This is a genomic window from Bradyrhizobium sp. I71, assembly GCF_022354745.1.
In the GTDB taxonomy this organism is placed as follows: Bacteria; Pseudomonadota; Alphaproteobacteria; order Rhizobiales; family Xanthobacteraceae; genus Bradyrhizobium; species Bradyrhizobium liaoningense.
In genome coordinates this window covers 7,756,273-7,769,279 of sequence record NZ_CP059398.1, presented here as the reverse complement: position 1 = coordinate 7,769,279, position 13,007 = coordinate 7,756,273, and the positions used below count along the sequence as shown (strand labels likewise).

12 protein-coding genes are annotated in these 13,007 nt (G+C 65.5%); 10 read left to right on the top strand and 2 right to left on the bottom strand.

From position 1 onward, the window contains the following. Positions 1-48: 48 nt before the first annotated feature. Positions 49-846, bottom strand: a complete 798-nt coding sequence (gene xth / locus FJV43_RS36850) for an exodeoxyribonuclease III (RefSeq protein ID WP_239623758.1) — start codon at positions 844-846, stop codon at positions 49-51. Between the two features lie 133 nt (positions 847-979). Between xth and FJV43_RS36845 the strand changes: the two genes are divergently transcribed. After that, positions 980-3,310, top strand: coding sequence for an ATP-binding protein (locus tag FJV43_RS36845; protein ID WP_239623757.1), 2,331 nt, complete (start codon positions 980-982; stop codon positions 3,308-3,310). 4 nt (positions 3,311-3,314) lie between these two features. On the opposite strand, the gene erpA is transcribed toward FJV43_RS36845, so the two are convergent. Continuing rightward, entirely contained in the window at positions 3,315-3,644 is a 330-nt protein-coding gene (gene erpA / locus FJV43_RS36840; protein ID WP_038949166.1) for an iron-sulfur cluster insertion protein ErpA, read from the bottom strand. Positions 3,645-3,754: 110 nt separating this feature from the next. Here erpA and FJV43_RS36835 point away from each other — a divergent pair, with 110 nt between their 5' ends. From FJV43_RS36835 to tatC, 9 genes are all read left to right on the top strand, one after another. Then, positions 3,755-4,963 (top strand): deoxyguanosinetriphosphate triphosphohydrolase, encoded by a 1,209-nt coding sequence (locus tag FJV43_RS36835; RefSeq protein WP_239623756.1) that lies wholly within the window; start codon positions 3,755-3,757, stop codon positions 4,961-4,963. A 9-nt stretch (positions 4,964-4,972) separates the two neighbouring features. Continuing rightward, the gene (argS, locus tag FJV43_RS36830; RefSeq protein WP_239623755.1) at positions 4,973-6,763 is read left to right on the top strand and encodes an arginine--tRNA ligase; all 1,791 of its coding nucleotides are present in this window, start codon (positions 4,973-4,975) and stop codon (positions 6,761-6,763) included. Between the two features lie 140 nt (positions 6,764-6,903). Then, entirely contained in the window at positions 6,904-8,469 is a 1,566-nt protein-coding gene (locus FJV43_RS36825; RefSeq protein ID WP_239623754.1) for an SPOR domain-containing protein, read from the top strand. 46 nt (positions 8,470-8,515) lie between these two features. After that, positions 8,516-9,544: a beta-N-acetylhexosaminidase gene (gene nagZ / locus FJV43_RS36820; protein WP_239623753.1), complete on the top strand. Its 1,029-nt coding sequence runs from the start codon at positions 8,516-8,518 to the stop codon at positions 9,542-9,544. Then, positions 9,541-10,380, top strand: a complete 840-nt coding sequence (locus FJV43_RS36815; protein ID WP_028179491.1) for a ScpA family protein — start codon at positions 9,541-9,543, stop codon at positions 10,378-10,380. Before nagZ ends, FJV43_RS36815 begins: the two co-directional genes overlap by 4 nt. Before the next feature lie 21 nt (positions 10,381-10,401). Then, positions 10,402-11,154, top strand: coding sequence for an SMC-Scp complex subunit ScpB (scpB, locus tag FJV43_RS36810; protein ID WP_239623752.1), 753 nt, complete (start codon positions 10,402-10,404; stop codon positions 11,152-11,154). A gap of 164 nt (positions 11,155-11,318) precedes the next feature. Next, the gene (locus tag FJV43_RS36805; RefSeq protein WP_018317874.1) at positions 11,319-11,552 is read left to right on the top strand and encodes a twin-arginine translocase TatA/TatE family subunit; all 234 of its coding nucleotides are present in this window, start codon (positions 11,319-11,321) and stop codon (positions 11,550-11,552) included. Positions 11,553-11,639: 87 nt separating this feature from the next. Beyond that, positions 11,640-12,143 (top strand): Sec-independent protein translocase protein TatB, encoded by a 504-nt coding sequence (gene tatB / locus FJV43_RS36800; RefSeq protein WP_239623751.1) that lies wholly within the window; start codon positions 11,640-11,642, stop codon positions 12,141-12,143. Then, on the top strand, positions 12,140-12,952 hold the full coding sequence (tatC, locus tag FJV43_RS36795; protein WP_239623750.1) for a twin-arginine translocase subunit TatC: 813 nt from the start codon (positions 12,140-12,142) through the stop codon (positions 12,950-12,952). Before tatB ends, tatC begins: the two co-directional genes overlap by 4 nt. Positions 12,953-13,007: the final 55 nt, after the last annotated feature.

The following is a 13,007-nucleotide window of genomic DNA, read 5'->3' as shown; positions in this document are numbered from 1 at the left end:
GGGATGGGCAAAGGCGCCTTGGCGCCGTGCCCACCGCCCGATCGGCGTTCACGCCGCGTCGAGATCCAGATCCGCCCACACCGGCACGTGGTCCGACGGCTTCTCCCAACCGCGCACATAGCTGTCGATGCCGACATTGGCGAGCCGGTCGCTGGCCTGTGGCGACAGCAGCAGGTGGTCGATGCGCAGGCCCTGGTTCTTCTGCCAGGCCCCGGCCTGGTAGTCCCAGAAGGTGTAGAGCCCGGGCTCGTCGGTGACGGCGCGCAAGGCGTCGGTCAGGCCGAGGCCGAGCAGGGATTGGAAGCTCTCGCGCGTCTCCGTCTTGAACAGGGCGTCCTCGGTCCAGGCGGCCGGATTGTGCACGTCGCGGGCATGCGGGATGACGTTGAAGTCGCCGGCAAGGATCAGCGGCTCCTCAGCCTTGAGGCGCTCCTTCGAATATTCAAGAAGCCGGGACATCCATTTGAGCTTGTAGGGATATTTGTCGCTTCCGACCGGGTTGCCATTGGGCAGATAAAGGCAGGCGATGCGCAGCACCCCGCGCTTCAACGTGACCACGCCCTCGATGAAGCGGGCATGCGTATCCTCGTCGTCGCCGGCAAGCCCCGACTTGGTCTCATCGAATCGCAGCTTCGAGAGCAGGGCGACGCCGTTGAACGTCTTCTGCCCATGGGTGACGACGTTGTAGCCCAGCGCCTCGATCTCCAGCCGCGGAAAGGCCTCGTCGACGCATTTGATCTCCTGGAGGCAGACGATGTCGGGCTGGCACTCCTTCAGCCAGGTCAGCAGGAGATCGATCCGCTGCCGGACCGAGTTCACGTTCCATGTGGCTATTCTGATGGACATAGGGAGGGGCTCCGGGCGGGGCCATGGTTAGAACAAACTGCAAACGCGCCCGTCAAGGACGCCGCAAAATCTCCCACAAAATTAACCCGATCTAAGCGGGCGGCGGGCCATTGATCATCGAAAGGTTCCGCGGATGGGTTGGCCGGACGAGTTGATGAAGCGAACTGAGCCGCGTGACGGCCTGATCGGCGCATTCCTGTATTGGCTCGGCGGCTTCGAGATCGAGGACGGCCTGACCGCCGATCTCAGCGAGCGCGAGATCCGCCGCATCCGCGCCAAGCAGATCGACGCCGTGACGCGGCTGATGCCGGTGACCATGGCGGTGACGATGCTGAACGTCGCCATCGTGCTGATCCTGTTCTGGGGCAGGGGCTGGAACGACTTCCTCGCGATCTGGGGCCTGACACTCGCCGTCACCGCCTCGCTCGCGGTGCGCTCCTGGCAACGGTCGCATCAGAACCCGCCGCAAGAGGCTTCGCCCCGCGCGGCGCGGCAGATGCTGCGGCAGGCATTCTTCCTCGCCGCGATCTGGGGCACGCTGCCGCTCGCGCTGTTCAGCCGCATCGAGCCGACCAGTCAGCTCATCCTGGCCTGCCTGATGGTCGGCATGATGTCGGGCGGCGCCTTCACGCTCTCGACCTTCCCGCGCGCGGGCCTCGTCTATCTCGCCACCATGACCGTCGCCTGCGCCGGCGCGCTGCTGCTGTGCGGCACCGGGCCCTATCTCGTGACCTCGGTGTTTCTGCTGCTGTTCGCATTCTTCATGGCGCGCAACATCGTCTCGCAGGGCAATCTGTTCCTCGGCAATCTCAAGGCCCAGCTCGAGCTCGAGCGCCAGACGGAGATCATCTCGCTGCTGCTGAAGGACTTTCAGGAGAACGCCAGCGACTGGCTGTGGCAGACCGACGCCGACGGGCATCTGATCGATGTGCCCCAACGCTTCGCGGACGTCGCGCAGCTGCCGCTTCCGCTGTTGAAGGGATCCTGTTTCGCCGACGTGCTCGACATGCTCTGCCCAGACGACAAGAGTGCAGCCTACAACGTTGTCGGCCTGATGGAGCAGAACGAGCCCTTGCACGAGATGAACCTCAAGGTCGTTGCCGGCGGCGAGGCGCGGCTGTGGTCGCTGACGGCGAAGCCCGCCTATGATCGCGAGGGACATTTCCTCGGCTATCGCGGCTTCGGGCGCGACGTGACCGAGCGTTGGCGCGCGGAAAAGGCCGAGGCCGAGAGCCGCGCCAAGTCGGACTTCCTCGCGGTGATGAGCCACGAGATCCGCACGCCGATGAACGGCGTGCTCGGGCTCGCCAGCATGCTGCTCGAAACCAAGCTCGACGCGGAGCAGCGCGAAGCCGTCACCACGATCCGCGACTCCGGCGACAATCTCCAGCGCATCCTCAACGATATTCTCGACTTGTCCAAGCTCGAGGCCGGGCGCTTCACCTTCGAGGCGATCGACTTCGCCCCGCAGGCGCTGGTCGAGGCTGTCGCGACCGTTATTCGCGCGAGCGCCAAGAACAGGGGGCTGACGGTCAAGGTCGAACTCGATCCGAACCTGCCGCCGACCCTGCGCGGCGACGTCGCACGCATCCGCCAGGTGCTGCTCAACCTCGCGTCCAATGCGGTGAAGTTCACCGACCAAGGCGAGGTGACGATTTCGGTCACCTGCCAGGCGCGCCGCGACCTGCTGGCGACCGTCGAATGGACGGTGACCGACAGCGGCATCGGCATCGCTCCCGAAAAGCTCGGCCAGCTCTTCAGCGACTTCGCGCAAGCCGATGCCTCGATCAGCCGTCGCTTCGGCGGCACCGGCCTCGGTCTTGCGATCTCACGGCGCATCATCGAGCAGATGGGCGGCACCATCGGAGTCACCTCGACGCCGGGCGAAGGCTCGACCTTCCGTTTCACGCTGGTGCTGCCCTGGAGCCAGGCGCAGACGCCCGATCGGGCAGACGGCCGCGACGAGGCCGACGATCTCAAAGCCCGCATTGCCGGCCTCGACCGGCCGCTGAAGGTGCTGGTCGCGGAGGACGATGCCGTCAACCGCATGGTCGTGAGCAAGATGCTGGGATCCTTCGACGTCGAGCTGCGCGTCGTCGCCGACGGCGCCGAGGCCGTCGCGGCGGCATCCGAGGGCAATTACGACATCGTGCTGATGGACGTGCGCATGCCCGACATGGACGGACTTGCCGCCACCCGCGCGATCCGCGCGCAAGGTGGGCGCTTCGAAGCCTTGCCGATCATCGCGCTCACCGCCAATGCCTTCCCCGAGGACATCAAGATCTGTCGCGAGGCCGGCATGTCGGACTTCCTCGCCAAGCCGCTGCGCAAGCCGGCGCTGATCGCGACACTGCTGCGTGCGCTGGACGGCCACGTCATGTCGGAGGATGCGCCGCTCCAGCCGGGCCTGACGCCGTTTGAGGTGGAGTGGACGGAGGAGGAAAGGCAGATGACGGGCGCGTAGCCGGTCAGACCGAGAAGCTCGTGCCGCAGCCGCAGGACGCTGTGGCATTGGGATTGTTGACGCGGAACGAGGCGCCGATCAGATCGTCGACGAAATCGACCTGCGATCCCGCCAGGAACGGCTGGGAGGCGGAATCGACCAGCACCACCGCATTGTCCTGCTCGATCACGAGATCGTCGTCGGTGCGGGCACGGTCGATGTCGAACTTGTACTGGAAGCCGGAGCAGCCGCCGCCCTCGACGGAGATGCGCAGCATCGCACCGGAACCTTCGCCCTTGAGGATCTCCCCAATCCGGCGCGCGGCCCGGTCGCTGATGGTCACGTCAGTCGTCATCGTTCGTCTCCGATAGTCCCGCAGTCATACCCAATTCATTTGGTATCCCGCGCCCGACATAGTTAAGTGCCACCATACGCAGAATCAAATGGATAGGGACTAAATTCGCCGTGTCTGTCGGAATGGCAGCCCCCCGTGCGCCCTATGCCTGCGATCCCGATCGCAGCCGCGGCCGGCTGGTCCCCGAACCCCCGAGCCGGACCCGCAGCCCGTTCCGGCGGGATTGCGACCGGGTGATCCATTCCACCGCCTTCCGCCGGTTGAAGTACAAGACCCAGGTGTTCGTGTTCCATGAAGGCGACCATTACCGCACCCGGCTGACCCATTCGCTGGAGGTGGCGCAGATCGCCCGCGCGCTGGCCCGGCAGCTCGGGCTGGATGAGGACCTCACTGAAACCCTCGCGCTCGCGCACGATCTCGGTCATCCGCCGTTCGGGCATGCCGGCGAGCGGGCCCTGGACGCCTGCCTGAAGGAATTCGGCGGCTTCGACCACAACGCCCAGACGCTCCGCGTCGTCGCCTCGCTCGAGCACCGCTATCCCGAGTTCGACGGGCTCAACCTGACCTGGGAATCGCTGGAGGGCATCGTCAAGCACAACGGTCCGCTGACCGACCGCAGCGGCGCCCCGGTCGGGCGCTATCGCGAGCACGGCATTCCCGTCGGGATCGCCGACTACATCAGGACCTACGACCTCGAACTGTGGAGCTTTGCCTCGCTGGAGGCGCAGGTCGCGGCGATCGCCGACGACATCGCCTATGACGCGCACGACATCGACGACGGCCTGCGCGCCGGCCTGTTTCACCTCGACGATCTCAAGGTGATGCCGCTGACCGCGGAGATCATCGCCGGGATCGCTGCGCATTATCCCGATCTCGAGGACGTCCGGCGCGGCGCCGAGCTGGTGCGCGAGCTGATCTCGCACCTGATCGGGGCGGTGTTTGCGGAGGCACAGAAGAACCTCGCCGCCACCAAGCCGCAATCGGCCCAGGACGTGCGCCAGCAGAGCCGGGCGCTGATCGCGTTCCCCGCCGAGGTCGCGGAGGAAGAGGCCGCCATCAAGACCTTCCTGTACCAGCACATGTACCGCCACAAGCGGGTGATGCGGGTGATGGGGGAGGCGGAGCAGATCCTGTTCGACCTGTTCGCAAAATACCTGAAATCCCCCGGCGAGCTGCCGCCGGAATGGCTGCTGGGGGCGGACGCGGACGACGAGGGCGACCGCGCCCGGCGGATCGGCAATTTCATAGCCGGAATGACGGATCGTTTCGCACTCACCGAGCACCAGCGGCTCTTTGACTCGACCCCGGATTTGCGTTAGGCGGCGGCCATGCCCCAGACACCCTCATCCCTGCATCTGTTCGCCGACGTGCTCGCGCGCGTGCACGCCGCCTGCCGCGCGCTTGCGGCGGACGCCAACTGGCCGGAGGGCATCGATTTCTCACGCGTGGTGGTCGAACCGCCGCGCGATGCCTCCCATGGCGACATGGCGACCAACGCTGCCATGGTGCTGGCGAAAGAGGCAAAGGCAAAGCCGCGTGACCTTGCCGAGCAGATCGCCGAGCGGCTGCGTGCCGACGCGCTGATCGCCAAGGTCGACGTCGCCGGTCCCGGCTTCATCAACCTGACACTCAAGCCGGCCGCCTGGGCCGAGGCGCTCCGGACCGTGCTGCGCGAAGGCGCCGATTACGGCCGCGCCCGGGGCGGCTCAAAGGTCAATGTCGAATACGTCTCGGCCAATCCGACCGGGCCGATGCATGTCGGCCATTGCCGCGGTGCCGTGTTCGGCGATGCGCTGGCGAGCCTGCTCCAGTTCGCCGGTCACGACGTCACGCGCGAGTACTACATCAACGATGCCGGCGCTCAGGTCGACGTGCTCGCACGCTCCGCGTTCCTGAGGTATCGCGAGGCGCTCGGCGAGGACATCGGTGCCATTCCCGAAGGGCTCTATCCCGGCGACTACCTCAAGCCGGTCGGGCAGGCGCTGGCGAAGGAGCACGGCGACAAGCTCCTCGCGATGAGCGAGGCGGAATGGCTGCCCCCGGTGCGTGCCAAGGCGATCGCGATGATGATGGACGAGATCAAGGACGATCTCGCCGCCCTCAACATCCGTCACGACGTGTTCTTCTCCGAGCGCTCGCTGATCGAGGCGGGTAACAACAAGGTCGCCGAGACCATCGATTTCCTGCGCGCCAAGGGCGACATCTACGAAGGCCGCCTGCCGCCGCCGAAGGGCGCCCCGGTCGAGGATTGGGAAGACCGCGAGCAGCTGCTGTTCAAGGCGACCGCCTACGGCGACGACGTCGATCGTCCCCTGATCAAGTCGGACAATTCCTACACCTACTTTGCCTCCGACATCGCCTACCACAAGAACAAGTTCGACCGCGGCTTCGCCGAAATGATCGACGTCTGGGGCGCCGACCATGGCGGCTACATCAAGCGCATGCAGGCGGCGGTAAAGGCGACCACCTCCGGAAAGGGGGCGCTCGACGTCAAGATCGTTCAGCTCGTGAAGCTCTTGCGCAACGGCGAGCCGGTCAAAATGTCGAAGCGGAGCGGGGACTTCGTCACCTTGCGTGAGGTGGTGGATGAGGTCGGTCAGGACGCCGTCCGATTCATGATGCTCTACCGGAAGAACGACGCGGTGCTCGACTTCGACCTCGCCAAGGTCATGGAACAGTCGCGCGACAACCCGGTGTTCTACGTCCAGTACGGTCACGCCCGCGGCCACTCGATCTTCCGCAACGCGCGCGCCGAGGTGTTCTCGGAACTGCCCGAGGATACCGGCAAACGGATCGCCTGGCTCAGTGAGTCGGCCGTGGAACGGCTGTCGGACCCGGTCGAACTCGATCTTCTCAAGCGCCTCGCAATTTATCCGCGCATGCTCGAGGCCGCCGCCGTGGCCCACGAGCCGCACCGAATTGCCTTTTATCTCTATGAGTTAGCGAGCGAATTTCACGCACTTTGGACGAAGGGGCGTGATTTGCCCTATTTACGCTTCATTATCAATAATGATGCAGATCTTACAAAGGCGCGACTGGCCATGGTCCAGGGCGTCGTCTCGGTCCTGGCATCGGGCCTCGCCATCCTCGGCGTCCATGCCCCGGACGAGATGCGGTAGTTTGGGGCGAACTACTTAAGGGGAATTCGGGGGTAACCGGCAGAAGCCGGATCGCTTAGACTTGGTTGAAAGCCTTGTGGGTCGAAGGCCGCGCCTTGGTCGAGGGGCGCGCGGCTTTCCCGAAGGGACGCATCATTCCGATGGCCGAACGATATCAGGACAGACCGTTTCCTTCCGATGACTATGGTCGCGGTGGCGATCAGCATGGGAAGGCGGAAAATGATCCCTTGGCTGAGCTCGCCCGTCTGATCGGACAAACCGATCCGTTTGCAGCGCAGGGCCGGCCGACCGCGCGCCCGCCGGCAACGCCGACCCGGAGCTATCAGCCAGACGATTATCGCCAGGACGATGATCAACAGGATTATGCCGAGCAGGCCCCGCCGCCGCCCGGGCCGCCCTCATGGATGCGACGCGCCAACGTGCAGCCCGCACCCGCGCCGGAGCCTGACTATCCCGTCTCCGTCAGCCCGGTTCATCCGCTGCATCGCTATTCGGCCAAGCCTGCCGTGCCCGAGCCTGATGTTCATCAGGCTCAGGCCTATCAGGATGGCTCTTATCAGGATCAGGCATATCAAGGTCAGGCCTACCAGCAGCACGGCCAGGCTTACCAGGATCAGGCCGAGCAGGAGTTGTACGCGCAGCCCGATCCCTCGCGCTACGACGATGCGCTCTACGGCCGGCTGGAGACAGGCGAGCAGGACTATCAGCGCGATCCCGCCTATCCGGACGACCCTTACGCGTTCCAAAGCGACTACCCCGACGACGCCGAAATCGAAGAGCCGAAGAAGCAGCGCGGCGGCATGATGACGGTCGCGGCGATCCTCGCGCTCGCCGTGGTCGGTACTGGTGCGGCCTTCGCCTACAAGACCTATATGGGCTCGCCCCGCAGTGGCGAGCCGCCGATCATCAAGGCCGACAACACGCCGACCAAGATCGTGCCGGCGCCGACGGACTCCTCGGCCAAGGTGCCGGACCGCATGGCCAGCGGTGACGGCACCGAGAAGATCGTGCCGCGCGAGGAGGCGCCCGTCGACGTCAACGCCAAGGCGGGCGGTCCCCGCGTCGTGTTCCCGCCACTGAACCAGAATGCGAACCCGCCGTCGGTGGCCAGCGTCTCGCCATCCGCGGTTCCGTCGCCCAGCACGGGACCGGTCCAGAGCAACGGGACGTTGCCGAGCAATTCGCCGCGCCCGATCCGGACGGTCGCCGTAAAGGGCGACCAGACCGACGGCACTGTGCCGCAATCGGCCGCCGCCAAGCCGACGATCGCCGCGCCGAAGCCTGTTGCCGCGCCCGCTGCGACGGCGGCGCCGCACAATTCGCCGACCTCGGCAAATGCGAGCCTCAACCAGCCGCTTTCGCTCGCGCCGCAGTCGGGACCGACGGCCGAGCCTGCGCACCGGATGGCTGCCACCAACCCGACGCAAATCGCCCCCGCCAGCAACGGTGGCGGCTACATCGTGCAGGTGTCCTCGCAGCAAAGCGAAGACAGCGCCGCGGCGTCCTACCGAGTGCTTCAGAGCAAGTACGGCAGCGTGCTCGGCTCCCGTTCGCCGGTGATCAAGCGGGTCGATCTGACCGACAAGGGCAAGGGGATCGTCTATCGCGCCTTCGCGGGTCCCTACGCTTCGGCCGAGGAGGCGACGCAGGCCTGCAACAGCCTGAAGGCTGCCGGCCTGTCCGCCTGCTTCATCCAGAGGAATTAACGGCCGTTTCCTTGACCCCCTCGCGGGGCAGGGTTAATCGGCCGTTATGAGCACGCGGGCCTTCATTACCGGCGTATCCGGAACAGAACTGACCGCCGCCGAGCGGGAGTTCATCCGTGCCGAATGCCCATGGGGCTTCATCCTCTTCAAACGCAACGTCGCGACACCAGCCCAAGTTGCTGCACTGGTTGCGGAATTGCGGGCGGTTGCCAATGCTCCCGATGCTCCGGTCCTGATCGATCAGGAGGGCGGACGGGTGCAGCGACTGGGCCCGCCGCATTGGCCGGTCTATCCGCCGGGCGCCGTATTCGCGACGTTGTACGACACTGATTCGGCGCTTGGGCTCACCACGGCACGCCTCAGCGCCCGCCTGATCGCTGCCGATCTCGCTGATCTCGGCATCACAGTGGATTGCCTGCCGCTGGCCGATGTGCCCGTGCCGGGTGCCGACGCCGTCATCGGGAACCGGGCCTATGGCACCGAGCCGGGCAAGGTCGCGGCAATTGCCCGTGCGGTCACCGAGGGCCTGGAGCAGGGCGGCGTCCTGCCGGTTCTCAAGCATATTCCCGGACATGGCCGCGCCACCGCCGACACCCATTTCAAGCTGCCGACGGTCGACACGCCCCGCGACGAGCTGGAACGCACGGATTTCGCCCCGTTCAAGTCACTCGCGGATCTGCCGATGGCCATGACTGCACATGTTGTGTTTAGCGCGGTCGACCCCGCCCATCCGGCGACGACATCTGCGACAATGATTGCTGACGTGATTCGCGGCGCAATCGGGTTCCAGGGTTTGTTAATGAGTGATGACGTGTCGATGAACGCGCTGTCGGGGAATATCGCCGAGCGGACCCGCGCCATCTTCGCGGCCGGCTGCGACGTTGCCCTGCATTGCAACGGCAACATCGAGGAGATGCGCGACGTTGCCGGCCAGACACCTGAATTGTCGGGCAGGGCATTGGAGCGGGCGAAAGCCGCGCTCGCCGCACGCAAGCCGCCGCAGCCACTCGACCGGGCCGCCGCGCGCGCGGAACTGGACGCATTGATCGCACGGGCAAACACGGCATCGGCATGACCGCAGAAATCCTATCGTTCGAAACCGGGCGGCCTGCAGAGCTCGCCGAGGGCGAGCCGGCGTTGGTGGTGGACGTCGAGGGCTATGAGGGCCCGCTCGACCTCCTGCTCGCATTGGCGCGGCAGCAGAAGGTCGACCTCGCCAAGATTTCGATCCTGGCGCTGGCCGACCAGTACCTCCACTTCATCGAGGCCGCGCGGAAGATCCGGCTCGAGCTTGCCGCCGACTACCTCGTCATGGCGGCCTGGCTTGCCTTTCTGAAGTCGCGCCTGCTGCTGCCGGAGCCGCCGAGTGCGGAAGGCCCGAGCGCGGAGCAGATGGCGACGGCACTGGCCAACCGCCTGCGCCGGCTGGAAGCCATACGCGAAGCGGCCAACCGGCTCATGAACAGGCCGCAATTGCAGCGCGACATCTTCCCGCGCGGCGAGCCCGAGCAGATCGCCGAGATCAAGCATCCGAAATACACCGCGACGCTGTACGATCTGCTCACCGCCTACGCCGCACAGCGCCAGTCGCGCGTGCTGGCGAGCGTGCATCTGGCCAAGCGCACGGTGTGGTCGCTCGCCGAGGCGCGTGCCACGCTGGAGCGGCTGGTCGGCAGCCTCAACGAACAGGATGACTGGGGCGTGCTCGACGATTTTCTGATCCGGCATGTCGCCGATCCGACGCAGCGGGCAACGGTGTTCGCCTCGAGCTTTGCCGCCGCGCTCGAGCTGGTGCGCGAAGGTCAGCTCGAGCTGAACCAGAAAGAGGCGTTTGCGCCGATCTATTTCCGGAAGGGGCGCCCAAAACCGGTCCCGGACGCAGCTCCTGCGCCCGACGCGCCGGTCGCCTAAGTGCAAGAAGGAGAATCTGCCATGGCAAGCCTGGCTGAAGTGCGGGTAGAAGAGGCCGAGCCGATGGAGAACGAATCCCAGGCACGTCCTGAAGAATTGCGGCTGCTTGAAGCGCTGCTGTTCGCGTCGAGTGAACCGCTGGATACCGCGACGTTGGCCAAGCGCATGCCCGAGGGGGTGGACGTGAAGGCCGCGCTTGAGCAGCTCCAGGCCGATTATGCCTCGCGCGGCGTCAACCTCGTGCGTGTCGCCAACAAATGGACCTTCCGCACGGCCGGCGACCTCGCCTGGCTGATGACGCGGGAGACCACCGAGACCCGCCGCCTGTCGCGTGCGGCGATCGAGGTGCTCGCGATCATCGCCTATCACCAGCCGGTGACACGTGCCGAGATCGAGGAGATCCGCGGTGTCGTGACCTCAAAGGGCACGCTCGACGTGCTGCTGGAGACCGGCTGGATCAAGCCGCGTGGCCGCCGCAAGACGCCCGGTCGCCCCTTGACCTTCGGAACCACCGAGGAATTCCTATCCCAGTTCACCCTGGAACAGCTCGGCGACCTGCCGGGCCTCGAAGAGCTGAAGGGCACGGGCCTGCTGGATTCGCGGCTGCCGACTGGATTTAGCGTGCCGACGCCGTCCGACGACCCGGCTCTGCGCGAGGACGAGGATCCGCTGGAACCGGGCGAGGACCTCGATCTCGCGCTGGCGCCTGCGGTCGAGCCCGAGGCGCCGGAAGGCGGCAATGAGGGCGGCAGCGAAGGCGGCGCCGAGGAGTGATGCCCGTCCGCTTACGGGCCCTGCGACCAGTTAACACTAGCAAGATTGCGTAGTGGCGACAGCGAATTGGCGCTGCCTTGGTCCTTGTTTTTGAGACCTGCCAAGCCTAGGTTTCGGTGAAGATCGGCCGGGTCCCCGGCCATGCGCGTTTGGAGGGTTGCAGGATGGGTTCACTCAGCATTTGGCACTGGATCTTGGTGATCGCAGTGGTCCTGCTGCTGTTCGGCCGCGGCAAGATTTCGGATCTGATGGGCGACGTGGCGCAGGGCATCAAGGCCTTCAAGAAGGGCATGCAGGACGACGACAAGCCCGCCGAGAAGCCGGAGCCGGCCAAGTCGATCGAGCACAATGGTGCGCCGACTGCCGCACGGTCCGACGTCGGCAGCAAGGCCGTCTGAGCCAGAGAGCACGCGAGACACGGGTAGCGGCCCCGATCCTGCGCGCGAGGATTGGGCCGGCTCCGGCTGGCGTGAACGGAAGACCTCATGTTCGACATCGGGTGGAGTGAACTGGTCCTGATCGGGGTCGTGGCCCTGATCGCCATCGGCCCGAAAGAGCTGCCGGGCGTGTTGCGCATGGTCGGGCAATGGATGAGCAAGGCCCGCAAGATAGCCGCGGAGTTCCAGGGCCAGTTCCAGGAAGCGATGCGCGAGGCCGAGATGGCCGACCTCAAGAAGAGCTTTGACGAGGTCAAGGAAGCCGCGACCGGCTTTACCAGCAACAATCCGCTGACCTCGCTGCAGAAGGACGTAAGCGACGCGCTCCGCGTCGATGCGCTGGACAAGCCGGCCGAGACACCTGCCGCCACCGCCATCGATCCGCCCGTCACACCGACGGCACCGGAAACGCCGACGCCTGCGACCTTCATGGAAGCCGAAGCGCATGCGGCCGCGAACGAGCCGCTCGCGATCACCCGTGACGTCGAACAGGCACCGGTTGCGCAGGACACCGCGCCGTCCGAGGCGATCAAGGACGCCAAAGCGTCATGACCGACGCCGATATCGAGGCCAGCAAAGCCCCGCTGATGGACCATCTGATCGAGCTGCGCTCGCGGCTGATCAAGGCGCTGCTCGGCTTCGGCATTGCCTTCATCTTCTGCTTCTTCTTCGCCAAGCAGATCTACAACGTTCTGGTCTGGCCGTTCGTGTGGGTCGCAGGGCCCGAGAACTCCAAGTTCATCTACACCGCGCTGCTGGAATATTTCATCACACAGCTGAAGCTCGCGCTGTTCGGCGCCGGCTTCATCTCGTTCCCGATCGTGGCGACGCAGATCTACAAGTTCGTGGCGCCCGGGCTCTACAAGCATGAGAAGCAGGCCTTCCTGCCGTATCTGGTCGCCACCCCGTTCTTCTTCGTGCTCGGCGCGGCGCTGGTCTATTTCGTCGTGCTGCCGATGCTGGTTCGCTTCTCGCTCGGCATGCAGCAGGCCGGCAGCGACGAGACCGCGCAGATCCAGCTCCTGCCCAAGGTCGGCGAATATCTGTCGCTGATGATGTCGCTGATCTTCGCGTTCGGCATCGCCTTCCAGCTTCCGGTGATCCTGACGCTGCTCGGGCGGATCGGCATCGTCACCTCGAAGATGCTGCGCGAGAAGCGCCGCTACTTCATCGTGATGGCCTTCGTCATCGCGGCCGTGCTGACGCCTCCCGACGTGCTCAGCCAGTGCTCCCTGGCCATTCCGCTGATGGCGCTCTACGAGGGCTCGATCATCGCGGTGGGGATGGTGGAGAAGAGGGCAGCGGCTTCGCAGGCTGCCACCGGCACCGACGTGTCGACGCCGGCCAATCCGGCGGAGTAGGGGCCCACACTCTCGGTGTCATTCCCCGCGCATGCGGGGAATCCAGTACGCCGCG

What these genes read in the sequence shown, in the direction of transcription:
- xth (WP_239623758.1), bottom strand. Translation starts at nt 846, where the DNA reads ATGTCCATCAGAATAGCCACATGGAACGTGAACTCGGTCCGGCAGCGG.
- scpB (WP_239623752.1), top strand. Translation starts at nt 10,402, where the DNA reads ATGGCAAGCCTGGCTGAAGTGCGGGTAGAAGAGGCCGAGCCGATGGAG.
- FJV43_RS36815 (WP_028179491.1), top strand. Translation starts at nt 9,541, where the DNA reads ATGACCGCAGAAATCCTATCGTTCGAAACCGGGCGGCCTGCAGAGCTC.
- tatB (WP_239623751.1), top strand. Translation starts at nt 11,640, where the DNA reads ATGTTCGACATCGGGTGGAGTGAACTGGTCCTGATCGGGGTCGTGGCC.
- FJV43_RS36805 (WP_018317874.1), top strand. Translation starts at nt 11,319, where the DNA reads ATGGGTTCACTCAGCATTTGGCACTGGATCTTGGTGATCGCAGTGGTC.
- argS (WP_239623755.1), top strand. Translation starts at nt 4,973, where the DNA reads ATGCCCCAGACACCCTCATCCCTGCATCTGTTCGCCGACGTGCTCGCG.
- tatC (WP_239623750.1), top strand. Translation starts at nt 12,140, where the DNA reads ATGACCGACGCCGATATCGAGGCCAGCAAAGCCCCGCTGATGGACCAT.
- nagZ (WP_239623753.1), top strand. Translation starts at nt 8,516, where the DNA reads ATGAGCACGCGGGCCTTCATTACCGGCGTATCCGGAACAGAACTGACC.
- FJV43_RS36845 (WP_239623757.1), top strand. Translation starts at nt 980, where the DNA reads ATGGGTTGGCCGGACGAGTTGATGAAGCGAACTGAGCCGCGTGACGGC.
- FJV43_RS36825 (WP_239623754.1), top strand. Translation starts at nt 6,904, where the DNA reads ATGGCCGAACGATATCAGGACAGACCGTTTCCTTCCGATGACTATGGT.
- erpA (WP_038949166.1), bottom strand. Translation starts at nt 3,644, where the DNA reads ATGACGACTGACGTGACCATCAGCGACCGGGCCGCGCGCCGGATTGGG.